Annotated in this window: 26 protein-coding genes; 15 read left to right on the plus strand and 11 right to left on the minus strand. The window is 61.0% G+C overall.

Annotated elements, in window-relative coordinates:
• The first annotated feature begins 63 nt into the window (after positions 1–63).
• Positions 64–729, plus strand: coding sequence for a TetR/AcrR family transcriptional regulator (locus ACVJ5M_RS29710; RefSeq protein ID WP_063983865.1), 666 nt, complete (start codon positions 64–66; stop codon positions 727–729).
• Here the strand turns inward: ACVJ5M_RS29710 and ACVJ5M_RS29715 are convergent.
• From ACVJ5M_RS29715 to ACVJ5M_RS29740, 6 genes are all read right to left on the minus strand, one after another.
• Complete coding sequence (locus ACVJ5M_RS29715; protein ID WP_063983866.1) at positions 711–1,430, minus strand: ABC transporter ATP-binding protein; 720 nt, start codon at positions 1,428–1,430, stop codon at positions 711–713. The two genes, ACVJ5M_RS29710 and ACVJ5M_RS29715, sit on opposite strands and share 19 nt — an antisense overlap.
• Positions 1,427–2,194: an ABC transporter ATP-binding protein gene (locus ACVJ5M_RS29720; protein ID WP_063983867.1), complete on the minus strand. Its 768-nt coding sequence runs from the start codon at positions 2,192–2,194 to the stop codon at positions 1,427–1,429. Before ACVJ5M_RS29720 ends, ACVJ5M_RS29715 begins: the two co-directional genes overlap by 4 nt.
• Entirely contained in the window at positions 2,184–3,155 is a 972-nt protein-coding gene (locus ACVJ5M_RS29725; protein WP_063983868.1) for a branched-chain amino acid ABC transporter permease, read from the minus strand. Before ACVJ5M_RS29725 ends, ACVJ5M_RS29720 begins: the two co-directional genes overlap by 11 nt.
• 13 nt (positions 3,156–3,168) lie before the next feature.
• Positions 3,169–4,032, minus strand: coding sequence for a branched-chain amino acid ABC transporter permease (locus ACVJ5M_RS29730; RefSeq protein ID WP_063983869.1), 864 nt, complete (start codon positions 4,030–4,032; stop codon positions 3,169–3,171).
• Positions 4,033–4,099: 67 nt separating this feature from the next.
• On the minus strand, positions 4,100–5,353 hold the full coding sequence (locus tag ACVJ5M_RS29735) for an ABC transporter substrate-binding protein (RefSeq protein ID WP_063983870.1): 1,254 nt from the start codon (positions 5,351–5,353) through the stop codon (positions 4,100–4,102).
• 365 nt (positions 5,354–5,718) lie between these two features.
• Complete coding sequence (locus ACVJ5M_RS29740; RefSeq protein WP_063983871.1) at positions 5,719–6,081, minus strand: DUF1428 domain-containing protein; 363 nt, start codon at positions 6,079–6,081, stop codon at positions 5,719–5,721.
• A 205-nt stretch (positions 6,082–6,286) separates the two neighbouring features.
• Here ACVJ5M_RS29740 and ACVJ5M_RS29745 point away from each other — a divergent pair, with 205 nt between their 5' ends.
• From ACVJ5M_RS29745 to ACVJ5M_RS29780, 8 genes are all read left to right on the plus strand, one after another.
• Positions 6,287–8,110, plus strand: coding sequence for a caspase family protein (locus tag ACVJ5M_RS29745; protein WP_063983872.1), 1,824 nt, complete (start codon positions 6,287–6,289; stop codon positions 8,108–8,110).
• Between the two features lie 303 nt (positions 8,111–8,413).
• Entirely contained in the window at positions 8,414–9,679 is a 1,266-nt protein-coding gene (locus ACVJ5M_RS29750) for a site-specific integrase (protein WP_354099502.1), read from the plus strand.
• A gap of 175 nt (positions 9,680–9,854) precedes the next feature.
• A complete protein-coding gene (locus tag ACVJ5M_RS29755; RefSeq protein ID WP_354099503.1) occupies positions 9,855–10,079 on the plus strand; it encodes a hypothetical protein in 225 nt (74 codons plus the stop codon).
• 51 nt (positions 10,080–10,130) lie between these two features.
• Complete coding sequence (locus ACVJ5M_RS29760) at positions 10,131–10,817, plus strand: hypothetical protein (RefSeq protein ID WP_354099504.1); 687 nt, start codon at positions 10,131–10,133, stop codon at positions 10,815–10,817.
• Positions 10,818–10,831: 14 nt separating this feature from the next.
• The gene (locus ACVJ5M_RS29765; protein WP_354099505.1) at positions 10,832–10,999 is read left to right on the plus strand and encodes a hypothetical protein; all 168 of its coding nucleotides are present in this window, start codon (positions 10,832–10,834) and stop codon (positions 10,997–10,999) included.
• A 235-nt stretch (positions 11,000–11,234) separates the two neighbouring features.
• Positions 11,235–11,441 carry a cold-shock protein gene (locus tag ACVJ5M_RS29770; protein WP_354099506.1) on the plus strand — a complete coding sequence of 69 codons (207 nt, stop codon included), beginning with the start codon at positions 11,235–11,237 and terminating at the stop codon, positions 11,439–11,441.
• 648 nt (positions 11,442–12,089) lie between these two features.
• Positions 12,090–12,290, plus strand: a complete 201-nt coding sequence (locus ACVJ5M_RS29775; RefSeq protein ID WP_354099507.1) for a hypothetical protein — start codon at positions 12,090–12,092, stop codon at positions 12,288–12,290.
• A gap of 50 nt (positions 12,291–12,340) precedes the next feature.
• Positions 12,341–12,571, plus strand: a complete 231-nt coding sequence (locus tag ACVJ5M_RS29780) for a DUF6894 family protein (RefSeq protein ID WP_354099508.1) — start codon at positions 12,341–12,343, stop codon at positions 12,569–12,571.
• Between the two features lie 71 nt (positions 12,572–12,642).
• Here the strand turns inward: ACVJ5M_RS29780 and ACVJ5M_RS29785 are convergent, their stop codons facing one another.
• The 3 genes from ACVJ5M_RS29785 to ACVJ5M_RS29795 all read right to left on the minus strand — a co-directional run bounded on the left by ACVJ5M_RS29785 (position 12,643) and on the right by ACVJ5M_RS29795 (position 14,910).
• The gene (locus ACVJ5M_RS29785; protein WP_354099509.1) at positions 12,643–12,885 is read right to left on the minus strand and encodes a hypothetical protein; all 243 of its coding nucleotides are present in this window, start codon (positions 12,883–12,885) and stop codon (positions 12,643–12,645) included.
• 231 nt (positions 12,886–13,116) lie between these two features.
• Positions 13,117–14,106: an ABC transporter substrate-binding protein gene (locus ACVJ5M_RS29790; RefSeq protein ID WP_354099510.1), complete on the minus strand. Its 990-nt coding sequence runs from the start codon at positions 14,104–14,106 to the stop codon at positions 13,117–13,119.
• 315 nt (positions 14,107–14,421) lie between these two features.
• Positions 14,422–14,910 carry a hypothetical protein gene (locus tag ACVJ5M_RS29795; protein WP_354099511.1) on the minus strand — a complete coding sequence of 163 codons (489 nt, stop codon included), beginning with the start codon at positions 14,908–14,910 and terminating at the stop codon, positions 14,422–14,424.
• Between the two features lie 587 nt (positions 14,911–15,497).
• On the opposite strand from ACVJ5M_RS29795, the gene ACVJ5M_RS29800 reads away from it, so the two are divergent.
• The 3 genes from ACVJ5M_RS29800 to ACVJ5M_RS29810 all read left to right on the plus strand — a co-directional run bounded on the left by ACVJ5M_RS29800 (position 15,498) and on the right by ACVJ5M_RS29810 (position 17,973).
• Positions 15,498–15,680 (plus strand): DNA-binding protein, encoded by a 183-nt coding sequence (locus ACVJ5M_RS29800; protein WP_354099512.1) that lies wholly within the window; start codon positions 15,498–15,500, stop codon positions 15,678–15,680.
• A complete protein-coding gene (locus ACVJ5M_RS29805) occupies positions 15,677–15,907 on the plus strand; it encodes a hypothetical protein (protein ID WP_354099513.1) in 231 nt (76 codons plus the stop codon). Before ACVJ5M_RS29800 ends, ACVJ5M_RS29805 begins: the two co-directional genes overlap by 4 nt.
• A gap of 77 nt (positions 15,908–15,984) precedes the next feature.
• The gene (locus tag ACVJ5M_RS29810) at positions 15,985–17,973 is read left to right on the plus strand and encodes an AAA family ATPase (RefSeq protein WP_354099514.1); all 1,989 of its coding nucleotides are present in this window, start codon (positions 15,985–15,987) and stop codon (positions 17,971–17,973) included.
• A 216-nt stretch (positions 17,974–18,189) separates the two neighbouring features.
• On the opposite strand, the gene ACVJ5M_RS29815 is transcribed toward ACVJ5M_RS29810, so the two are convergent.
• Positions 18,190–19,110, minus strand: coding sequence for a hypothetical protein (locus ACVJ5M_RS29815; RefSeq protein WP_354099515.1), 921 nt, complete (start codon positions 19,108–19,110; stop codon positions 18,190–18,192).
• A 295-nt stretch (positions 19,111–19,405) separates the two neighbouring features.
• On the opposite strand from ACVJ5M_RS29815, the gene ACVJ5M_RS29820 reads away from it, so the two are divergent.
• From ACVJ5M_RS29820 to ACVJ5M_RS29830, 3 genes are read left to right on the plus strand one after another with little or no spacing between them, the layout of a single operon-like run.
• Entirely contained in the window at positions 19,406–20,050 is a 645-nt protein-coding gene (locus ACVJ5M_RS29820; RefSeq protein ID WP_354095283.1) for a hypothetical protein, read from the plus strand.
• Positions 20,050–20,793 (plus strand): terminase large subunit domain-containing protein, encoded by a 744-nt coding sequence (locus ACVJ5M_RS29825; protein ID WP_354095447.1) that lies wholly within the window; start codon positions 20,050–20,052, stop codon positions 20,791–20,793. The genes ACVJ5M_RS29820 and ACVJ5M_RS29825 overlap by 1 nt, the downstream gene beginning before the upstream one ends.
• The gene (locus ACVJ5M_RS29830; RefSeq protein WP_354095281.1) at positions 20,784–21,458 is read left to right on the plus strand and encodes a hypothetical protein; all 675 of its coding nucleotides are present in this window, start codon (positions 20,784–20,786) and stop codon (positions 21,456–21,458) included. The genes ACVJ5M_RS29825 and ACVJ5M_RS29830 overlap by 10 nt, the downstream gene beginning before the upstream one ends.
• Before the next feature lie 21 nt (positions 21,459–21,479).
• Here the strand turns inward: ACVJ5M_RS29830 and ACVJ5M_RS29835 are convergent, their stop codons facing one another.
• Complete coding sequence (locus ACVJ5M_RS29835) at positions 21,480–22,424, minus strand: DUF2971 domain-containing protein (protein WP_354095280.1); 945 nt, start codon at positions 22,422–22,424, stop codon at positions 21,480–21,482.
• Positions 22,425–22,428: the final 4 nt, after the last annotated feature.

Here is a 22,428-nt window from a genome sequence, read left to right on the forward strand (position 1 = left end):
GCTCGGCCACGTCTAAATTATAATCCGAATTATGATTATGATTTTAGCCGGATGCAAGCACGGATGCGGCCAAGCTCGGACGAACCCGATTTCGACCTTCCCGGCGTTGCCCCGTCGCGCCAGAAGCGCAGCCGCGAGACGACGCTGGCGCTGCTGCGCGCCGGCGCCGGCATGCTGCGCACGCGCAGCCTTGCGGAGCTGTCCATCGAGGCGCTCTGCACCGAGGTCGGCGCCACCGTCGGCGCCTTCTACAGCCGCTTCGAGAGCAAGGAGGCCTATTTCAACGCACTGATGGCGCTGGCTGCGCGCGACGGCGAACAGCGGCTGGGCGAAATCAGGCGGCCGTCACCGGATACGGACCTCGACAAGCTCTGCCACATCATCGTCAGCGGCATCATCGCCTGGATGCGCAACCACGAGGGCGTGCTGCGCGCCGCGCTTCAGCATGACGACACCCGTCCGGACAAATGGACGCCGTTCAAGGCCCTCGCGAAGGCAACGACTGGACGCGCGACCCCTCTCCTGCTCCCGGCCATGGACAAGGGACGCAAGGCCGCCAAGACCCGCACGATCGCCTTCGGCTTTCAGGTCGTGCTGGGCACGCTGGTGAACGCGATCCTCAACGATCCCGGGCCGCTGTCGCTTAGATCAAAAGAGATGGAGACGCGGCTGGCCGGTTGCCTGTTGCTGTTGCTCCAGGCGGAGATCAATCAGTCGACCCCGAGATAGGCCTTCTGCACCTGCGGGTCCTGTGCGAGCGCAGCGGCCGTGCCGGACAGCACGCTCTTGCCGACCTGGAGCACGGTCGCGAAGTCCGAGACTTCCAGCGCGAGCTCGATCGACTGCTCGGCGAGCAGGATGGTCAGGCCCTCGCGATGCAGGCGGCCGAAGGTTTCGTACATGGATTCGACCACCGCCGGCGCGAGGCCGAGCGACGGTTCATCCAGCATCAATAGCTTAGGATCGCTCATCAGCGCGCGGCCGACCGCGAGCATCTGCCGCTCGCCGCCGGACATGGTGCCGGCGCGCTGGTTGCGGCGTTCCTTCAGCCGCGGGAAGATCTCGTAGACGCGCTCAAGCAAATTGGTCTGGCGCGACTTGTCGTGCAGCGGCGTCGCGCCGAGCATGAGGTTGTTCTCGACGCTCTGCTGCACGAACAGGCGCCAGCCTTCCGGCGACAGCGCCAGCCCCTTGCGCACGATCGCAAAGGCCTTCTGGCCGGCGATGTCCTCGCCGCGAAAGCTGATCGATCCGGAATGCACGGGAATGAGACCCGCGATCGCGTTCAGCGTCGTGGTCTTGCCGCCGCCATTGGAGCCGAGCAGCGCGACGACGCTGCCCTCCGGCACCTCCAGCGAGACGTCGGAGACACCTATGAGGTCGCCATAGCGCACCTCGAGGTGCTCGATCCGAAGAAGCGCGCCGCTCATAGGTCCCGCCCGCCCATCAGCTCGACCGGCGTATGGCCGGCCGCGGCCTTCGCCGCGCGTTTGCCGAGATAGGCTTCGATCACCGCCGGGTTCGAGGTGACCTCGCGCGGCGAGCCGCGGGCGATCTCCTTGCCCTGGTGAAACACCATCACGCGGCTCGCGAGCGACATGATCACTTCCATGATGTGCTCGACGATGACGAGCGTGATGCCGGAACGGTGGATGTCGCGCACGAGATCGATGGCGAGCCTCACCTCGTGGGCGTTGAGCCCGGCCATGGCCTCGTCGAGCAGCAGCACCTTCGGCTCGGTCGCCAGTGCGCGGGCGATCTCCAGCCGCTTGCGGCCGGGTGTGCCCAGCGAGCGCGCCGGCGCATCCGCAAGCCTGCTCATGCCGACGCGCTCCAGCACCGCTCGCGCCCTGGTCTCGGCCCCGTGGCGATGCGAGGTGCGCAGGAAGGCGCCGATCATGACGTTCTCGAGCACCGTCATGCCTTCAAAGGTCTGCGGCACCTGGAAGGTGCGCGCAAGCCCGAGCCCGGCGCGCTGCTCCGGCGCGAAGTCGGTGATGTCGGTCCCCTCGAACAGCACGCGGCCCGAGGTGGTCTTGAGGTCGCCGGTGAGGCAATTGAAGAAGGTGGATTTGCCGGCGCCGTTCGGGCCGATCAGGCCGAGAATATCGCCCTGCTCCAGCGTGACGGACGCATCGTCCACCGCCTTGAAGCTGCCGAACGCCTTTGTGATCCCGCGCGCCTCAAGGAGCATGGCCGGCTCCCTTATCTGCGCCGGGCTTACGTCGTCCCATGAACAGGCTGAGCAGGCCGCCGGGCTGGAAGCGCGCGATCAGCACGATGATCGCGCCATACAGGACGAAGGTGAGGCCGGCCCCCTTGCCGCCAAGCCAGCTGTTGGAGATCTCCTCCAGCGGCACGAGGATCGCGGCTCCCACCAGCGGACCGAACAGCAACCCCGCCCCGCCCAGCGCCGCCATGATCAGGATTTTGACCGAGATCAGGATGCCGAGCCCGGACTCGGGATCGACGAAGCCGAACATCATCGCATAGAGCGCGCCGGCAACGCTCGTCAGCGCCGCGCTCAGCATGTAGGCGTAGAGCTTGGTCCGGCTCGCGGGTGCGCCCAGGGAACGTGCGGCCCTCTCGGAATCCTTGATCGCGCGCAGATAGAATCCCATGCGGCTGTTGGTCATCCACCAGGTGATGAACAGCGTGATCACGAGGACGACCAGGAAGAGGTAGTAGTACGGCAGCGACGACAGGAACGAGAGATCGAAGATGTTGCGGGGGACCGTTGGACCGGAAAGACCCACGGCCGCGCCGAGCCAGTCGGTGTTGGTGACGATCAGCCGCACGGTCTCGGCGACCGCGATCGTCGCCATGCTGAAATAGTGACCCGACAGCCGTAGCGTCGGCACGCCGATGATCGCAGCGAGCCCCACCGCCAGCACGATCCCGCCGGGGATGCCGAACAGCGGCGACAGCCCGAACTTGGCGTAGCTCCCCATCGCGGCATAAGCGCCGCAGCCGAAGAACACGACGTGGCCGACCGAGACCTGGCCGGCATAGCCGCCGACGATGTTCCAGGCCGACGCGGCGATGGCATAGAGCAGCACCAGTGCGCCCAGGCGCTGCTGGAACGGCGAGGACAGCAGCAACGGATAGGCAATCGCCAGTGCTGCGACGATCGAGAGCCAGATCAAGCGCCGCATTGCAGCTTTCTCATCAGAGCTTGCCCATCAGGCCTTGCGGCCGGAACCAGAGGAAGGACAGGAACAGGACATAGACGACGATGTCCTTGTAGACCGCACCGATCAGATAGCCGGAGAGCGACTCGATCACGCCGATCAACAGGCCCGCGACGAGCGCGCCTGGCACGCTGCCGAAGCCGCCAAGGGATACCGTGACGAAGGCGACGATGCCGAGCGTCTCGCCGACCGTCGGCACGATGTAGAAGAAGTTCGCGATTAGCGCGCCGGCAAGGCCGGTGGCGCCGGCCGCGATGGCCCAGGCGATCGCCTGCATCGTATCGGGCCTGATGCCCATGAGCTGAGCCGCGGTCTGATCCTCCGCCACCGCCAGCATTTTTGAACCAAGCGATGTGCGCGTCAGGAGCAGGTGAAGACCGAATGTCACCAGCAGCGCGACGACACCGGCAAGCAGCCGCGAGGCTTCGATGCGCAGGCCCGCAAACGCATAGGTGCCGCCGACGATATTCGACGGCATCGACAGGAAGTTGGCGCCGAACCACCAGAACACGGAATAGCGCAGCAGCAGCGCGAGCCCGAACGTGCCGAGGATCTGCGCCAGCATCGGCCCCTTCATGATGTCGCGGATCAGGGCGAAATAGACGACGACCCCGACGGTCGCGAGCACCAGTGTCGCCAGTGGGGCGCCGAGGATGGGCCCTCCCCCCATCAGGGTATAGACGACATAGGCGACGTACATGCCGAGCATGACGAAGTCGCCATGCGCGAAATTGACGATGTTCATCATGCCCCACACCAGCGTGAGGCCAGAGGAAAACAGGGCGTAGACGGCACCGAGCAGAAGCCCGCCGGCAATCACCTGCACGAGTACGAAGGACATGAGCTGCGTTGCTCTGATCAAAACATTCTGGGAAAGGCGGGACGCGCGGTCCCGCCTTCAGGCAATCTCACCAGCCCTTGTAGGGCAGTACCGGCGCCTTCTCGGCATTGGCCTTCGGCCATACCGCGACGTAGTTCTCGCCATCCTGGAGCTGGATGATGGCGCCGGAAGCCAGGATGTTCTGGCCCTTGTCGTCGAACTTCACGCCCTTGTAGCCGATCATGAGCTGCTCGGGCTTCAGGTCCGTCGCCTTCAGCGCGGCCTGGATCTTGGCAGGCTCGGTCGAGCCGGCGCGGTCGATGGCATCGGCCAGCACGAAGAAGCCCTGCATCTGCCGGGCGACCGTGTCGTCCATCTCCTCGCCGCTCTTCTTCTTGTACATGTCGGCGATGATGGCGGACGCCGAGCCCGGCGGTCCCACGACCCAGGACGAGCGGTTGAAGACGCCTTGCGAGATCTTGCCTACCGCCTTGGTGAAGGACGGATCGGAGTAGCCGGCATCGTCGGCCAGCAGCACGGCCGGCTTGTAGTCGAGCGACTGCATGGTCTTGGCGAACAGGATCGCATCCGACGTGTAGCTGATCATGATGACGACGTCGGGCTTCTTGTCCTTGAGCTGCAGCACCTGGCCCTGCAAATCGGTCGCATTGACGGGATAGGCGATGTCGAGCGCGATCGGCTGGCCCTTTTCCTTGAAGGCGCCGGCGATCGTGTTGGCGACCGAGGTGCCGTATTCGGTGTTGTCATGGACCACCGCGACGGCGTCGGTCTTGGCACCCTGCGCCTTGATGTCGGCGAGGAAGTCGACATAGATCTTGGCGAAATCGGTCGCGATCGGCGTGGTGCGGAAGAACCATTTGAAGCCGCGCTCGGTGAGATTGGCGGCGACCGATTCCGAGTTCAGGAAGGGAACGCCGTATTTCTCGGCGATCGCGCTCGAAGTCAGCGTGACGCCGGACTGGTAGGAGCCGAACACGGCCGCCACCTTCTCTTCCGTGATCAGGCGTAGCGCCTGGTTCTGGCCCGTCGCCGGGTTGCCCTGGTTGTCGGCGAACACAGCCTCGATCTTGGCGCCGCCGAGGCCGGCAAGGCCGGCGTTCTTCGCCAGCGGCAGATTGCCAAGCTCAGGATGAGCGTTGTTGATGATGTCCATGGCGACTTCGAGCGCCGCCTTGGCGTGCGCACCGATCGAGGCGGTGCCGCCGGACATCGGCATGATGACGCCGATCTTGATGACCTTGTCCTGGGCCTGCGCGCCGGAGCCCAGCGTAAGGAACATCGCGGCTGCGCAAAACAGCCCGGTGACGTGCTTGAAATTCATCAAATCAGACCTCCCAAAGGGTTTCCCCGACCAAGCTATTTTGGAAGCTGCAGGCTAAGCGCCCGCTTCCGTTTGTTTATGCCTGGTGGATCTAGGATGGCATGCCAGCCGGACACCGGCAAGACGAAACGGACTTGCGCAATGCTGCATGGGAGAGGCAGCGAATGCGCCGGCGCGGGCAGCGTTCAAATCCGGCGTCGTCCGGCGCGAACGCGGTAACCCGAACGGCGGACGTCATTGCCATCTGCAGGGGTGGGTTAACGCTGCGACTGCGCCAAGCGCGGTCCGCTGGCGTAACCCGGCCCCCGTCTGTTTCCGCGAACGCAGAGGCGGTGGCTGCCGCCAACCCACCCTGCAAAACGCCGTCAGCCGACGACGTCGCTCGCCCGCAACAGCGTCGTGAAGCCGCCATAGATCATGCGCTTGCCGTCGAAGGGCATGTCGGCGCCCTTGAACCGCTCATCAGCCATCACCTTCTTGTTGACGGCATCGCGGGTCTCCCGGTCACGGTAGACGATCCAGGAGAACACCACGACCTCGTCCTCCTTCGCGATCACCGCGCGCGGAAACGAGGTCAATTCGCCATAAGGCACGTCGTCGCCGATGCACTCGACGTAATCGAGCGCGCCATGTTCCATCCACACGGCGCAGGCCTTACGCGCCAGCACCTTGTAGGCCTCGATCTTGTCCTTCGGCACGGCCAGCACGAAACCATCGACATAAGGCATCACGGATCTCCTTGGGTTGCCTGCCCCGAGGACGAAGCGGCGCGGGACGATCCGACACGTCATGCCTCCCGCAAGGTGAGGCAAACTGTCGCGAGGATTTCGTGCGCTACTTCATATTTGAAGCTCGTGGCGCCGTGACATCATCCCGGACGTTTGCGCTCGAACATCGGCTACTTCAGATTGCATTGAGCAGAAGGCAGCTTTCATGAGCACCCGCCTGTCATTGCTTTGCGTCCACGGCGTCGGTCACGCGGAGATCGACGCCGAGTTTCGAAAGTCATGGTCCGAGGCGATCATACGCGCGGTCCAGTCCGTCGATCAGAGCCTCAACCCGGCCATCGACTTCCTCTCGTATGACGACCTGTTCGACAAGAGCCCGCCGAACCTCATCACCTATGGCATCGCGCTGGCAAAACTGCTCGCGAGCGCGACCGTCCACGGGGTCGGTGATCTGCTCGCGGGCACACGCAGCCTCGAAGATGTACCAACCCTGATCAGATGGACCGCGGGCATGGTCGCCCAGTGGTCGGTGGATGAACAGCTGCAGGCCGCGCTGCGCGGCGCAGTCCTCGACAAGCTGAAGAGCGGCAACTACGACGTTGTCCTGGCTCACAGCCTCGGCTCGCTGATCTGCTACGACACGTTCGTGCGTAATCCCGGTGCGATCAGGGACAAGGTCTTCGTCACGTTCGGTTCGCAGATCGGCAATCCCGCGGTGCGCGACATCTTCGCAGGCCGCATTCAGGACCTTCCCTGCCGGAAATGGTACCATCTGTTCAACCGGGAAGATCGCGTTCTCACCTATCCGCTCGAGATCGCCGCAGACAATTTTCAACAGGTGCTGACACCGTTCGATGTCCCCAACGATCTCCTGAATCACAACGCGACCTGGTACCTGTCGCGCCCCGAGACCGTCGCCACCGTCTGGCACGACGTGGTCCCGGTGCCGACGTCCCGCTCCATCGTCAGCGCCGCGCGGGGGATTGCCCGCATTGACGCCCGGCCGACCCGCCGCGCCCTGCTGATCGGCATCAACGACTATCCCAAACCCGCGGACAGGCTCGAAGGATGCGTCAACGACGTATTCCTCATGAGCTCGGTGCTACAGGAGAGCGGCTTCAAGCCGGACGAAATACGCGTCGTGCTCAATGAGCGGGCGACGGCGCAGGGCATCATGGAAAGGCTTCACTGGCTGCTCGAGGGCGTCCGCGACGGCGACGAGCGCATGCTGTTCTACTCGGGCCATGGCGCCCAGATTCCCAGATACAGCCCGAGCGGCGCACCGGATAGCGTCGACGAGTGCCTCGTTCCCTATGATTTCGACTGGACGCCCGAGCACGCCATTCTCGACCGCCAGTTCAGCCAGCTCTACTCACAGCTTCCGTACGACTGCTATTTCGTCGCCATGCTCGACTGCTGCCATTCCGGCGGCATGACACGTGACGGTGGTCCGCGTATCCGCGGCCTGACGCCGCCCGACGATATCCGCCACCGGGCGCTGCGGTGGGAGGCAAGCGAAGGCATGTGGGTGCCGCGTGAGTTCCCTCCCCTGAACGAAAGTCTGAGCAAGAGCAAGAACGGCGCCGACTATCTCGGCGACAACGGCGCCACGCAGCGGCTCGGGCGCAGCATGGCGCTCCGCACCCAGCCCGACAAGGCATACAACAAGACGCGCGCCGAGCTCGGGCATCACGGTCCTTATCTGCCGATTCTCCTCGAGGCCTGCCAGGAGCAGGAGCTGTCCTATGAATATCGTGACGGCGTCACGTCGTATGGCGCCTACACGTTCTGCATGGCGAAGGTGCTGCGCGAACAACGAGACCGCAGCGCCAATCCGTCGTTCCAGGAGCTGAGCGAGCTCGTCACGGCCAAACTCCGTCGCCTCAAATACAACCAGACGCCCAATCTCGTTGGCGCCAAGACGCGCGTCAGCGCGAAAATTCCATGGGGCGCGGCAGATGCAGGTCGCGGCCAGCGACGGGCGACGAAAAAGCGTGCCGCCAAGACGGGCCGGAAGAGGCGCCGCTAGTCATTTCGCCTTGCATCGCCGCGCGGCGCATCGCGGACGCGATAAGTCGGGCCAACGCGCCGAGGCCGCACCGACGACGGGGAGGCCTGCCGACGGCACGTCAGGCTCGCGGCGCGGGCCTGATTCAGAGCAGGTTATGATCTGGGTAAATCGCCCGGAACTGGCTGGGGAACCTGGATTCGAACCAAGACAAACAGAGTCAGAGTCTTATATCATTAATTGATTTTATTAGATAAATCGGCATCGTGTTGCGCTCTTGTCGCGCCTCATGTACAATCGAGCCCACTCAAAGGAGCGGGGCCGATGTCAGTCAGAAAACGCGCATGGACCACATCAGCCGGCGAGACCCGCGAAGCCTATGTCGTGCAATACAGCATTCCGGAATTGGACAGCCGCGGCAAACGTAAGCGCGTCATCAAGACGTTTGATCGCAAGAAGGACGCCGACGCCTTCCAGGCGCAGGTTCGGGTCGACCTGGGCAAAGGCACCCACGTCCCCGCCTCGAAAAGCCCCACCGTAACGGAAGCCGGCCGGAACTGGATCGATGCCTGCGCGGATCTCGAACGCACGACCCGGGACGGCTACGAGCAGCACCTGCGCGATCACATCAATCCCTACCTCGGCGGTTTGAAGCTCTCGACGCTGACCATCGGGTTGGTGCGGGACTGGCAGGACAAATTGCGGAAAGGCACCCCTGCCCCCGGCCAATGCGAGGTATCGCCAAGGTCCGCCGACATGGTCAAGCGGGTAACGGGCTCGCTCGGTTCTATGCTCGCTGATGCCCAAGAGCGCGGCCATGTCGGTCAGAACGTCGTCCGTAGCCTCAAGGCGAGCCGGAAGCGCGGCAAGGACCGCAGAGCCGAACGCCGGGCCAAAGGCAAGCTGAAAATCGGTGTCGACATTCCCACCCCGTCGGAGATCGAAGCCGTACTAGGGGCGGCCGAAGGCCGGTGGCGGCCTTTCCTGCTCGTGGCGATCCGTTGCGGGTTGCGTGCTTCTGAGCTGCGTGGCCTGCGTTGGCAAGACGTCGATCTGAAAAAGAGCGAACTTCACGTGCATCAGCGCGCCGACGCCTACAATGAGATCGGCCGCCCTAAATCGGAGGCCGGCGAACGCTCCGTTCCTATTCTGCCCACTACCCTAAAGGCGCTGAAGGAATGGAAATTGAAATGTCCGCGCGCTGGCGATGGAGCGCAGCACTTCGTGTTCCCGAACGGCTCCGGGAAGGTCGAATCACACGCCAACATCATCACTCGCGGATTGATTCCAACCATGGTCGCCGCGGGCGTGACTGCACCCGCCTTGGACAAGGAAGGCAAGTCCGTCCGCGATGAAGACGGCAAGCCGACGGTCACGGCGAAATATACCGGCCTCCACGCCCTACGCCATTTCTTCGCGAGCTGGTGCATAAATCGCAAGGTCGACGGGGGCTTAGAACTACCGCTTAAGATCGTGAGCGAGCGACTCGGTCATTCGAACATCGCAATCACGGCCGATCTGTACGGCCATCTATTTCCTCGCGCTGACGACTCCGAAGAATTGGCCGCGGCTGAGGGCAAGTTTGGCTAGGTAACGTTTGATTAAGCTTTAGCGCGCATTACTGGACACACGTACTCTCTACGGGACCAGCGGCGAGACGCCGTAGCGGTCCTTTACGACAGCGGGATGCTGCCGGGAGCTTGATGCCACACTGTGGCTCGCTTTCGGCTATGTGCCCGCATGCGAGCCTCCGCGGAGTCTCGCTGTGAAAACCAAAACATCACTGATCGCGAATCCCGACGAGTTTGTTTGGGGCGCTGCCGATATCGGCAAGTACCTCGGACGATCAAAAGAAGCGACCTGGTTCATGCTCGAACAGGATCGCGTGCCCGGCGCCAAGAAGGTCGCCGGTCGATGGGGCATGCACGTTCCCACCTTCCTCGCCAGTTTCCAACCCGCCATAGCGCCGCGCGCAAGCGCCGCGGCTTGATGTTGACAATCAACATCGCGCGCTAATTGCCAACATCAGGACACCACCAAAATGAACGATCGCTATTTCTCCCTTCTCAAAGATCAGGCCGCAGGCATCCCCAACGCAACGGTGCACAGCGCGTTCGACCGCCTCATTGAAGTGCATCAGGATATTATTTCGATCACTGCGAAAGTCCGCGGTGACACTGATTTGAGCGCGCAAGGCAGGACCAAGAAAGCTCGCGACGAGGCTAAACCGCACGCGTGGAAAGTGATCCGCGCCAAAGCGTTCGCGTCGCGGCTCAATGATCGGATCGACGAGAAGCGCGCCAAGATCGAATTGCCGCCCATCGACAAGACCGATGCCGCCGGCGCGGTCCTTCGCGGCCAGGTTCGCGATCGCCTGCCGAAGTCGGCAAAGGAACTCAAGGCGATGGTTCCGACCATGTCGCTGCTCTACTTGCAGACGCTTCTCGAAGCGCCCGAACTCGTCGGCGCGGATGGCGAGACAGCAGAAGATGCGCGCACTCGGGCGATCAACATTGTCCACCCCGGCAAGCTCGACGAGTTGGAGCGCGAGCGCGCCGCCGTGCAGCTCCTGACCAACGCAACGGCCGCGGCTGCCGACGCTATGCGCGATCTCGCCGAACTGCCGAACGCGCACGCGCTCAACGACTTCCTGAACCAGAGCGTTCCCGATCAACGCCACATCCAAGCTGACGTTGAGCGGGAAACCGAACTCGCCGCGGCAGCGTAACCAAGGAGACCACCATGGCTAAACGACTCAACGCCGACAGCGCGGCAAAACAGGTCACCGAAGCTCTTCAGCCGGTGAACGATTTCTGCGTGACCACGGCCCATGATTCTCGACAGGAGCCGCCTGCGAGGAAGCCGCTTCCCGCCGAACTCGCGCGCGCTTTGGGGCAGACGGAGCGATGAACCCGCAACTAGGTCAACGCCCTTAGCATCTTCCGCGACGCATGGGAGCGCTTGGCCGCAATCGATCGGACGTGGTCCAATGCCAATGTCGTTGGGAACGAGGCGCCGCCGCGGGCCTTGCATTCAATACATGGCACCCGGCGGTGACGAGCCGAGCAATCAACATGGGGATCGGTCTTGCGGGAATGGTCCAGCCTGATTTACTCTATCGGTATTGCTCAACTAGGAGATGAACGTGGCGACGGGTATTGTGAAGTGGTTCAATGCGACCAAGGGATTTGGTTTCATCCAACCCGATGACGGCGGCCAAGATGTTTTTGTGCACATAAGCGCTGTTGAGCGCGCCGGTCTGTCCGGGCTGGCTGAGGGGCAGAAAGTCTCTTATGAGGTCCAGGTTGATCGAAAGCGTGGCAAGAGTAGTGCGGAAAATCTGCGTATCTGATCTTGTGTTGTAGGAGCCTGACCAGAGGCAGTCAGCAAAACCGGCGGCGGCTTCTCTCGTCGCAGCAACACTTGGAAGCTGCAAAATATCGGACGACGCTCATTGCCAGACCCTGTAGGCTTCGGCGGCTGAAAGCCGCCGCACATAGCCCCGCTCTCGTGTAGTTCGAGCCGGCCCTCTCAACCGCGTGAGTGCTTGATGCCGGCGGGTTTCCTCTGAGGGCTGTCCCACCTAGTCCCGAAATAGGACGCTGCCGGGCTCGAAATACACGTCCCGGCAGCGTTTCTTCTCAAAACTGAGCACTGAAATCCCAGTTAGCTCTAATTTTGCAATGGGCGTGCCACAGGTTTGTGACTGCGCCCGCCGGTTCACGGTGCCGGGCCATACTTTCAGCTAAGCAGCCACAGAGTGAAAACAGCGCACAGGCAGCTCGCGCCTATGAATGCGAGCCCAAGAAAAAAGCGCTCCGCAAGGTCCATTTCCATGGCTTGTTCCTCCGGCTGCCCGCTCCCGGTCAACGCTCGCATCTGAACTAAAGTTCTTCCGAGGGCGCGAGATTCCAACATTTGTCAATGGCAACCGGTAGTGGGCCGGCTAAAATATGGACCGCAAACCAAACGGTTAGGACCCGTACGCACGAGGCCAGTCATGACGCAGCGCCGCAGGTTTAAACAGACCACCACCCTCGAAGAACGTCTCGCCCAAGAAGCCCAGCGATTGAGAGAGGAAGCCAAGAGGCTCCCCCACGGCCCTGAGCGCGAATTCCTCCTCCGCAAAGCCAGACAAGCCGAGACCGGCTCGCATATGAGCGAGTGGCTGAGATCGCCCGGGCTACAGCCACCGGAATAGGAACAGGGGGACATTTAATTCCATTGCTCTCCCTCGAATGAGGGCGGCGCATGACCCGGTACTACTTCGACATCCGGGACGACACCGGTCTGTACCCGGACGAGGAAGGCCTGGAATTCGACACTCAGCAAGAGGCCGAGGTCGAAGCCGCCAGGTCGCTTGCGAACTTGGCAAAGGACTTTGCCAGCATACGGCAGGACGTTTCCGTGGAAGTGAGAACAGACGTTGAGCGGGTGTTTCAAGCCGCATTCATTTTCGACAGAAGTAGGACGAAGCAGTAAGGACGCTTCAGTTGGCGGCCTCGATATCGCGAAGAGGGAATACGCCGGGGGCGGCCCTGGGATCACCTATCTTATCCCGCGCCCGAACCGGCTTCTCCTGCATGCCAACCCTTCTCAGTAGGCTGATAACGCTCTCCGTATTTCACCAGCCAGCCACCTTCAACCATCTTCTCTGCCAAAGCCCTCGAGCATGCCGGCTGGTTGCTGCCGGGGTAATACAGGCCGTCTCTGCGCTCGACCATAAAGCCGTAGACGCGCACGAGGCGAAGCGCTTTCAGCATACCGGGGATGAGAACGACGGTCGTGCTCGTCATTGCTCTCCAAGCAACGCCACCACCGAACGTTCCTGAGCCACTGGGCAAACCTTCGTCAAATTATTGGTTCCGGGCGGCTTGGAACGAGCGCGAGCTACTGCCTGTCGTGAGATAGTTCAGGGACACCGTTGATGTCCGCTGAGACTCTGATAGCGGCGCGAAAGCGGACATCGCGGGACTTCCGCGTTGGGCCATAACCGGTCGTAGCAGCCGCGGCAACCCTTTGGATCGTTATTCGATCACGTCGTCGGCGCGGACGAGCAGCATGTCGGGCATCGTAAGACCGAGTGCCTTTGCAGTCCTTAGATTGATGACGAGGTCGAGCCGGGTCGGGAACTCAAAGGGTAAATCGGCCACGGGGGTGCCTTTGAGTATCTTGTACACGTAGGTCGCAGCTCGGTAATTGCATGCCCGAAGATCAATTCCATAGCTAATGAGCCCGCCCGCATCCACGAGTTCGCGGTATCCATAAAGGGTCGGGAGCCGAGTTGCCGCTGCGGCAGCGGCGATCTGAGCCCGATCCAAGAGTAGGAAGTTCGCCTGTAGAACGATGACGACATCAACGCGCTCCGCTTTAAACCTTCTGAACGTGGGTTCAACATCCTCGGTTCTCTGAACATCCGCACCGACGATCTTGATTTCAAGTTTCGCGGCGGTGGCGTTGATTTCGTCCCACTGCGGAGCTGTCTTGATGTCGCTCGTGTCATTTACGATCCCAACCTTTTGCGCGCCGGGAACGATTTGCCGCGCGATCTCAAGCTGCTTTGCAGGCAGCCCACGCACGTAGGGCATGATGCCGGTCAAGTTGCCAGTTGGACGGCGAAGATCGTTTTCCGACAATCCTAGCGCGGTCAGGTTTCCCAACGCTGCAACAACGATCGGGATGGTTGATGTTGCCTGCGTGGCGGCAAGCGCATTAGCGCTGGCGGCGGCAAATATGACATCGGGGCTGAGCTGAACCACCTCCCTCGCTACCTCTGGCAACTTCTCGGTAGACGCGGCAAGCCGGAACGTTATGTCGAAATCGCGCTCCTCGATGTATCCGAGTTCTTGCAGCCCCCTCAAGAACGATGGCCACGCTGCGTAACCTTTGCGCTGAGCTGGTGTACCCGATCCAAATGTGCCGATAACGGGCCGTTTCCTCGGAGTCTGGGCTCGTGCGACGTACGGCCACGCAATTGCTGCGCCGCCAAACAGCGTGACGAACTCGCGTCGTCTCATGTGTCCACTCCGGGCTCAGGAGAGGGAGACTTGTCACGACAAGTCATAGCACGCTGAGAGGGGCGGGGCTACTTTCACTACATCCTTTTGGGTAGCTGTCGAGGTCTGTTTCGGGTCACAAGCGTCGATTGGCGCTCAGCCGCAAACTTCCGGTCTACCCCTGCGAACTGACATGTGGCTGCACTGCGTCAATGGCAGCGATGGGCCAACAGGCGACATTGAAGGCTTGGCTCGGAGATCGCCAACAGAGGCGCTTCCATCACCCCGCGGTTGTTCCCCGCGTCTCCAGCTCCAAAGTTTACCGGACCGGGCTGGTTACTCGTTCACGCACAACTCGCCGCGAGCGTGCGTATCAAATCCGCCGCCTTGCCGACCAATGCCGGTGACGAAAATGAGGCGACCGCTAGAGTTGCTAAATCGATCGGTTCCCTTGACGATCTTATCCAGTTGGCTGAAGGCCGGCGACTCGGTTTCGTACACGCCAGCAGTGCTGGTCGTGAATGTTCCCCCTTTTGCCGTGACTAGCACCGTTCCCGCGTAAGATTGCAGTGTTTTGGGCAACGAAGGCAGTCCCGCTATTTCGGCCATTCCGTGCGCCGTGAAAAACCACGTTGCGCCGCTTAGAGCGGGCTCGTTGCTCATGACTGTTCCGACAGTGCAAAGGTCGATCTGGCTTGAGCAACCTTCTTTAGTCATCTGAAGCGCAATTGTAGCCTCGAAGTTTCGGCACTGCGCGGGCTGTTGTGCGAAGCCGGCGCTTGTCGAAAGTGCAAGGATCAGGGTTGAAAGAAAGGCAGTTTTCATCACGCCCTCCTACTGATGTGCAATCTTACTGGTGTGCACTCTACACCCGATTGGATGGGTAAACGAGAGCGTCCCCGCTGCCAGATCGAAAGTCCGTTCAGGGTCAAAACGCGAAGAACTCAACATGAGCAAATCTAGTCCGCAATGCTTCACTGAGCGGACCTCAATGAGATGGGGCACTGCTTCGCTGATGGGCTGCATCGGGAAAATCCAAGGTGAGTGATTGCTTTCGATCCGAACGTGTCGGCAAATGGCCCGAAAACAGCGGCCAATTCCGAAGCTATCGGATGCGATCCGGCAGTTGCTCGATTGGATTGAAAGCGCCGCGGGCGAAAGATCGCGACTAAGCGCCAGGTTAAGTCGATTTTTACTTTGGGTGTTGTAGGGTGCCTAGAGCGCTGTGGAGTACGGCGCAGTTTCTAAGCGGGTAGCGGATTCGTTGCGCCGAGATGGCGCTTTGAGGCGGGATGCCTTGGCGGATGCCGTGAAGCTGAACGACAAGCGGGATGCGTGTCGGGAGCGATCAGCACAAATCTGTGCTCGCCCTAGCATCCATGCAAAGCGAGCACTCACTCGGAGTCTCGCAGATGCACGGCAATCAGCCAGAAGTCGTTTGGGGCGCCCGCGCGATCGCTCAGGTGATCGGCAAGGGTGAAAAGGCCACGTTCGCAATGCTCGAACGGGGGCAACTGGCTGGCGCTCAAAAGGTCGCCGGCCGATGGGCGTTTAAGCCCCGCATTTTCTTCTCCATGTTCGAAACTGTCGCATGAACAGCAACGAAATCAACCGCGCGTGCGAGCACGCCTTTACGTTGCTCCGCGAGCACGTAGAGCGATACCGGGCGGAAATCGTGGTCGACCCGACGTCGTGGCGAACGCGCTGCAAGGAACTGGTCGAAAACCTCGACTGGCTCGAATTCTGCCGAACTCATCCGTTGCCTTGGTCGGCAAAGACACTGCCGCCGAAATATCCTCCGCCGCCGCCAATCGTGCGCTGACAAAACGAAAGAGCCCAACGCGGTGGCACGCGCCGGGCTCTGTATTCACCTGACCGCGCCGTTGGAGGGCGCAATCGATGAACGCACAGTATACTGTCAATCCGGAAACCGCAACTAGATTTTTCGACTTCGCCGAACGACACGGATTTGCGCTGCACGAGGTGCACGCTGGCGATAAGGCGCCGATTGGCGCGGACTGGCAGCATCGTTATTCGCGCGATTTAGCCACCTGGCAAGGTTGGCTAATCGGTGGTCGAAACATCGGTCTCCATCCGGGGGCGTCGCAAGTCGCGGTGCTCGACATCGAAGCCGGCAAGCAAGAAATCGCCGAAGAGTGGTTTTTGAAGATCACCGGCTATTCCCTCCCGGATCCGCACGTGCGCAGCCCGTCTGGCGGGACGCATACCTATTTTCGCCTCACCGATGCGAACGGGCTATGGACCTTGCGCCAACGGACGACCGGCTGGGGCGATCTGCTCGTGGGTAGCGCAAATGCCATGCTTCCGCCGAGCTACTTCACGAACCCGAAAAACGACCCCAATAAAAAAGCCGGTCCTTACGAATGGCTGGGCAACGAAACGCTCTATGACGGCGAGATACTTCGGCCGGCTTGGCCAAGGCGCGAGCCGCGCGAGGACGCTGCACCCGCGCTCGACGGCTACAGCGTCGAGGAAGTCGCCTGGTGGGTCGATCAAAAACTGGCGGCCGGCGATTGGGACCTATCCCAGCAGGATTGGGCAATGTTCGGTGGCGCGTTGAAACTGCATTTCGGAAGCGCGGGGCTCGAGCTGTTTCAACGCATGAGCCATGACCCTGATCAGGCCGCGAAGCGGTTCGAGAAATTCGAGGTCGAATATTCCGAGGGCGATCGCACGCTCCGCCACTACCTGCGGAGCGACATCACGTGGATGTTCCGGCATCCGGTCGGCTGCCCTAAGCCGCCGACCGGACCGCCCTTGAATTTGCCGACCCCGCCAATGCCCTCCGGCTATCACGAGGAAGCGGAGAGACCAATGCTGCTTCAATCATCGGGTCAATTCGTTAGCGATTTCGTGCCGCCCGACTACGTCGTCGACCGGATCTTCCAGAGGCGCTTTTGTTACTCGATGACCGCCAAGACCGGGGGCGGCAAAACCGCGGCCGCGATGCGTCTTGCCGCGCACGTTGCTATCGGTCGCGCGATCGGGGGCATTCAAGTCGAAAAAGGGACGGTCATCTACGCCGCCGGCGAAAACCCGACCGATGTTCAGGCGCGCTGGCTCGGCGTCACCCAAGAGATGGGAATCGATCCCGACGCCGTGGACGTCCATTTCATCAACGGCGTGGTGAAGATTTCGGAGAACGTCGCGAACATCGAAGCTGAAGTCTCGGCGAAGGGCCTGACCCCAACCCTGGTCATCGTCGACACTGTCGCGGCATATTTCGAGGGCGATGACGATAACGACAACGTCCAGATGGGCAACTATGCCCGCCTGCTGCGTTCCATGACGAATCTGCCCGGCGGGCCGTGCGTGCTCGCCCTGGCGCATCCGACCAAGCGCGCGGCCGACGACGACCTGATCCCGAAGGGCGGCGGGGCATTCTTAAATGAGGTGGACGGCAACGTGGCTTTGCGGCGGAACGGTCAACTGATCGCTTTCGAAGCCCTCGGCAAGTTCCGCGGACCGTCGTTCGAGCCGGTGCATTTCGAACTGGTGACGGTGCAGCACCCGAAGCTGCGGGACACCAGGGGGCGTCCCATTCCGACCGTTGTCGCGCGGCCGGTGTCGGATCTCGGCATCGTGGAGCGCGAGCGGGCGAATGAGCGGGACGAGGACGCGCTGCTGCGGACTATTGATCAGCATCCGCGCAAGAGCCGCCGTGACGTCGGGAAGCTAATCGGGATGAGCGACAGCCGCGTTTACCGGCTCGCGCAGAAGCTTGAGCAACAAAAGCTGATCCGCACAGAGCGCAGCGGTTGGACGTTGACCGCCACCGGTCAGCGGGAGCTAAACGCGCTGGATTCGCGCGGTTCAGGGCTGAACCAACCACCGCTTCCGCCAGCGCGTTTTCCAGGTGCAAATTGAGCGAACCAACGGGTGAACCAAAACCGAACCAAAAGAGGCAAAAACCCCTTAGATATCAAGCTGGTTCACCTGAACCACTCCGTGAACCACGGACGATACGATGGGGGGCATTCATGCCCCATCATCGTCTGGTTCGGTTCAGTCATATCCCTATAGGTGAACCAGTGAACCAACGAGCGTAGTCAACATGGAAGTGAACTGGAAAAGTGCACTTGGCTAACCGCAAGTCACCTCAATTAAGGAGTATCCGCACTTATTCCCGCCCTTTGTGTTGATACGCACTCCCTTAGACGGCGGCCCTTTGCACATTTGCGATGCAATCTGATCGTCGCTCCCAAAAAAGCCGCATGTAAAGAATGCGTCGTGCGGCCCCGCGCAATTGGCTTCGAATTCTCCCGTACAGACCACTCGCCTCGTAACTGTCGCCTGCGGAGCTGGCGCTGGCGTTGGCGTTGGAGTTGGCGTTGGAGCGGCTGACGAATTGGCCTGGGGCGTTGTTTGAGACGTTGTCGATGCGGCGGAAGCGGTCGGCAGTTCCTCTTCGGGAGGCGCCTTGAACGCTGAAATTGAGAACTGACCATCGCTGTCCGTCATTTGAACTTGTAGGCCAATCTCATGCGTCGAGCTTGCGCTTGGTACGCAGATTTTCCCCGTTCGATAATAATCCGTCGCCCTTAGGGTCCTCGCGTTGCTTGCGTTATCATGGAGTTGAACACTTACTTTAGCGGGCGGCCGAACGGCTGCGAAATAGTACCGACATTCTCCCTTCGGAATGTGGATTTGCACCGTCTTCGTGTCCCCCTCCTTAAAGGAGCCGCTCGTGTATTCGTCAGTTGGCTCTGCGAGCCCAAACATCTTTTGTTGCCTGGAGAGAAGGAAATCATTCCAGAACTCATCGGGCAGATTTTGCGAAGCAACGAAAACGCGCCAGGTTGCGGCGTTCGCAGCGTATATTCTCAATAGCTCAACAGCTGATCCAATAACCACAAGGACCAGCGCAAACTGCATGAAGCGGACAGCGGCGGCGCTTTTCGATATCAGTAAAATCGTTGCTAGTACCGCGACGGCGAGGCCAAGGCCAATAGCCCCATAACTGAGATAGCCACCAAGCGTCTGAACGATCTCTTTTGAAAGCATTTGCGGTCTCCGCGGCTAGCAATTTCCTCGGTCAACCTGAAACGAGCTCCGATTCTATCCGCAATCATTCACAACTTAAAGTACCTCATCTTTCGGGCAGGACTTCTTTTCAATCCGCGCCGACTTTCCGGCCCTGTCGCGCACGATTTGACTCGATTAACGGATTTTATATCTTTGGGTCGCATGTTAACCTACTGAACTATAGTAATTTTCTGAATCATGATGCGCCTATGTTGCGCCCTTGACCGATGATGCGGGTCGAGGGCGCCATTCGCGCTTGCAGAAAGCGAACTCAATGGTCAAGACCGGCCCCGGCGCCTGCCAAGTCTGCAACAGCCAGCATCGGCATTCTGTCGACGTCGCGTTGGCGCACGGCCTTGGTCATGATGCGATCGGGAAGCGCTTCGACCTGTCGCCACACAGCGTTCAGCGTCACGGTAAGAACCACCTGTCACCGCAGATGATGGCGGCCGTGCAACATGCCTTGCACCCGAGCGCGGTGGATCTCGACGCGCTCAAGGTGAGCGAGGGCGAGAACCTGTTGCACCACCTCGTGCACCAGCGCGCACGCCTGGCGAATCACATTGAGCTGGCCGCAGCCGTCGGCGATGCCGGCGCCGCCATCCGGGGCGAAGCGGCGATCACTAACAACCTGCAACTCGTCTCGAAGCTGCTCGGCGTACTCGTCAACGTCCACGAGACGCGGCACCAGCATATCTTGACCCACCCCGACTATCTGCGCCTGCGCGAGGTGCTGTTGCGCGCCCTGGCGCCGTTCCCCGAGGCGCGGCTTGCCGTAGGTCGGGCGCTCGCCGGCATCGAGACGCAGGCGGCCGACGACATCACCAAGGCGGCCGGCAAGGCTCCTCTTGTCATTGCGGCAAGGCCGGCCGCCCCGCCCTGCCCTGTGCCGCTGCCGGAGGCGCCCCCGTGTCCCTGATGGCGCGCGATCTGTCGTACGTCTGCGATCCCGTATCGTTTGCCAATGACTGCGGCGTGCAGCCCGACGACTGGCAGCAAGCGTTCCTGCGCCGGCCGCCGCGCCGCGGCCTGATTCTCGCTTGTCGCCAGGCCGGCAAAACCGAAACCTGCGTGCTGCTCGCGGACCATGTGGCGCACACCGAACCGGGCGAAACCATCGTCGTCATCAGCCCCGCGCAGCGCATCAGTTCGGAATTCATTCGCCGGGCGAAGAACCGCTATCTGCACTTGCCTGGTGCCGACCTGGCCAACGATGCTGTGCAGCGTATCGAGCTGCCCAATGGCTCACGCATTATCGGCCTACCCGGTGAGGCGGACAACGTGCGCGGCATAGCGCGGGTGCGCCTGGTCCTGATCGACGAAGGCGCGCGCGTCTCCGACGAAATCTACGCGGCGGTCCGTCCGATGTTGGCGGTGCATCCCCGCGGACAGTTGATCGGCCTTACCACGGGCGCCGCGAAGCGTGGCTGGTTTTACGAGGGGTGGACTGATCCGGAGTCGGATTTCGAAAAGATCCGGGTGACGCCGGACATGTGTCCCCGGATTACGCCCGAGTTTCTGGCCAGCGAACGGAAGGCACTCGGCGAAACAACGTTCCGGACGGAATACGGACTCGAGTTCTTGGACGATCAAGAGGCCGCGTTTCCGAACGAGATCATCGACGGCATTTTTGACAAGGAGCTTCGACCGCTATGGGCATGAATGGGTATCGTGCGGTTGAAGTGCGCGAGCGCGACGCGTGGGTCGTCGGCGTGGACCTCGGGAAGTCAGTCGACAGTACGGCGATCGGCGTGATGCATCACACGATCAAGGGCATGGGCTCCGGCAAGGCCGACCACGTGACCAAGATATGGCGACAGGACTCGGTGCAGCGTTTTGACCTCCTGCACTTGCAGCGGCTACCTCTCGGCATGAACTACGTGGCGCAGGCGCACGCGATCGGCGAACTGATGCGGCGCGAACCGCTCAAGAGCGCAAAGGCCAAGCTGGTCATTGACCAGAGCGGCGTTGGTGCGGGCGTGGTCGACCTGATGGAAGCGAACGGCCTGCGGCCGATTCGATTACAGATCACCGCCGGCAGCGAGCAGACGCAGGAAGGCAACATTTTCCGCGTGGCAAAAACAATTCTGATTTCGAAACTGGAAGCCGGGATGCACTCGAAAGAGCTGCACGTTGCGGCCGAACTATCCGAAGCGGACTCGTTGCGTGACGAGTTGCGTGACTTTCAGCGACATGTCACTGCGTCGGGCGCTAACACGTGGTCTGCCCGGGCCGGCAAGCATGACGACATCGTCCTGGCAGTCAGCTACGGCATCTGGTGGGCGACGTCGGGGCCGCGGACGGACAGATGGGAGTTGCGGATTTAGTTCATTTTCACGATGGCAAGCTTAACGGTAGGATGCCGCCGATCTTTTGAGTTGGTAGCCTGAGAAGCCATTGTTGTTCATCAAGTACATTATATTGCCATCGGCGTTTTCGTTCTTGGGGCCGAGCCACACCTCAGCAATTGGCTGATTTTGCTTTCCCACAACAAATGGTATGTCGACGAACGGGACAATGAATCCATCACGCGTTCGAAATTTAACTGGCTGTCCGGCAACTTCGTTTTCCCGGCTGCTGAGCCACCCACCCGGATCGAAAAGCGTGATCGCGCCTTCATCGCGCTTCACTTGAAGGAGATGGAGGCTACGGACCTCTTGCTCTTCAAAGAAGGCCGGATTCTTGAATGCCAACTTGTACATGGCAACTTCTTTACACATGCCGTCGAAATCCTCTCCGCGCTTGTGCCCACCGGATCGCTCGACATCATATAGTGCAGCCAAGATGTCGGCCATTTCAGTAAGCTGCTTTTCATGATCGTACTCGACGTTCATGAGCGAGACCGGCATCTTCGCAAAGCAGTCGGCGGTGAAGCCGATTGCGACGCCGCGCCCGTCGTCTGCGTAACTACGCCATTGGCTAAGCACATCTGGATTCTTTGAGAATGAGCACATGACCGGATGAAGGAACAACTGCATCGGCGACATGACTTTATCGACATCATCGAAGAACGGTACGTCTACCCCCTGTAATCCGCTGGGCTTTGGATCGAGCTTTAACAGTCGCGTCGCGGCGTCCTCGAAGACGCGATAGCCCCAGGCGTACTCCGCAACATCGTTCATCATGTTGATGTCGCTATATCGGAGTGCTTTCGTCTCGCAGATAACTCGGAACGTCTCCATCGAGCAGTAGTGATAGAAAATGCGCCCGGCGAGATTCTTATGCTGGAGGAAATGTTTGAACAGCCGAGCTTGAACCTCGTCCTCTGTGCCTGAGTTCGCGTCAACCGTCATTTGA

This window comes from Bradyrhizobium sp. S3.7.6, assembly GCF_054061875.1.